This is a genomic window from Bradyrhizobium sp. 31Argb (assembly GCF_043638955.1).
In the GTDB taxonomy this organism is placed as follows: domain Bacteria; phylum Pseudomonadota; class Alphaproteobacteria; order Rhizobiales; family Xanthobacteraceae; genus Bradyrhizobium.
In genome coordinates, this window is the sequence record NZ_JBEGDB010000582.1 from 1 (window position 1) to 1,463 (window position 1,463).

Annotated in this window: 2 pseudogenes; one reads left to right on the plus strand and one right to left on the minus strand. The window is 60.1% G+C overall.

The features are described 5' to 3' along the window. Positions 1 to 78: 78 nt before the first annotated feature. Positions 79 to 470, plus strand: a pseudogene (locus tag AAFX91_RS41575) (transposase); the annotation flags it as partial. Between the two features lie 361 nt (positions 471 to 831). On the opposite strand, the pseudogene AAFX91_RS41580 reads toward AAFX91_RS41575, so the two are convergent. Continuing rightward, a pseudogene (locus AAFX91_RS41580) lies at positions 832 to 1,254 on the minus strand (M16 family metallopeptidase); the annotation flags it as partial. Positions 1,255 to 1,463: the final 209 nt, after the last annotated feature.

A 1,463-nucleotide genomic window follows, 5' to 3' on the forward strand; every position in this document is an offset into this window, starting at 1 on the left:
AAATCCGTAGCCATGTGAGTCTCCTGTCAAAGGTAAACTCACAGAAACCATCTTACACTGAGTTACTGACACCCTCCCACCGGAACGGTCATCGCGGAGCATTCAAAGCGCCGCCGCCGCATGGAGTTCCTCGGCTTCATGAACCGGCTGGTTGCCAGCTTTCCGGACCGCGAACTTCACGTCATCCTGGACAACCTCAACACGCACAAGAAGAATGAGCGCTGGCTCAAAAAGCACCCCTTGGTGCAGTTTCATTTTACGCCGACGGGGCATCTTGGCTCAATCAGGTCGAGACCTGGTTCTCCATCCTGCAAGGCCAGTCGTTGAACGGTGCATCATTCACCGCCATCACGCAGCTACAGGAGCACATCGATGCCTTCATCCGCGCCTACAATGAAAAAGCACAGCCCTTCGCCTGGACGAAGAAACGAGTCCGCCAAAAGCGGTTCGTTGGTGAAACTTTTTTGACGATCTGGCAGAGATGCTGGTCAGGTGTTTGGCCGTCCGAGACAGCGCCGCCGGCATCCAATTCGAGGCCAAGAGCCCAGGCTCCTTCTACCAATTGTAGCCGATCTGACCTCCGGCCAGGAACACAGGGCTATCGACGAGGTCACCGTAAATCGACCGACCATATTGGATCACGAAACGATGACCGGCCGTAGCCGCCTCCCACGTGCCCGCCGATATATCCTCCGGTCCGGCTCCACAGTGCCGGTGGGACCTTTGCTGCCGGCTTAAGATCGGCCGAATTGACGGCACCGCTTGCAACGAGCGCAGCTGTTGCGGCACCCCAACGAAGTTCAGATCGCATATCACCTCACGAACAGAAAGTTAGTTAGGTGTTGCCGGCGTTGCGGCTGATGGCGCGGCGGCCGGTGGGCTGACGGCGGGCGGCGGCGTTGCGGCGGATGGGGCACTGGCCGGCTGGGCCGCGGCCTGCGGGGTGCGGCCGACGACGACCGTGAGCAGGCCCTGGCCCCAGAGCCGCTGCGATACCTTGCGGGCGTCGTCCAGCGTCACCGCGTCGACGATGGCGTTGCGCTTCTCGATGTAGTCGATCGGCAATTTGTCGGTCTGATACTGCAGCATCGCCTGCGCGAGCTTCGAGGAGGTATCGAGCGCCAGCATCTGCGAACCCTTCAAATACGACTTGGCCTCGTCGAGCTCCTTCTGGGTCGGGCCTTCCTCGGCCATGCGGCGGACTTCCTTCTCGATCGCGTCCACCGTCTCGCCGGCGCGATCGGCGCGGGTGCCGTTCTAGCATCCACCGAGACCGTCTTGCCCCCTCAAACTCTTCTTCGATCAGTACTAGCTTTTCTTCGGCAGAGCGCCGACGCCGCACCTGACGGAAGCATCGATGCGGTCTCCCATGGCTCATCATGAAGCTGAAATGGACCCGCGGAGCGGGACCGCTTGAACCGGTTTGTTAGTTGGAAACTGACTGCTCCTGATCCCTTTCTATC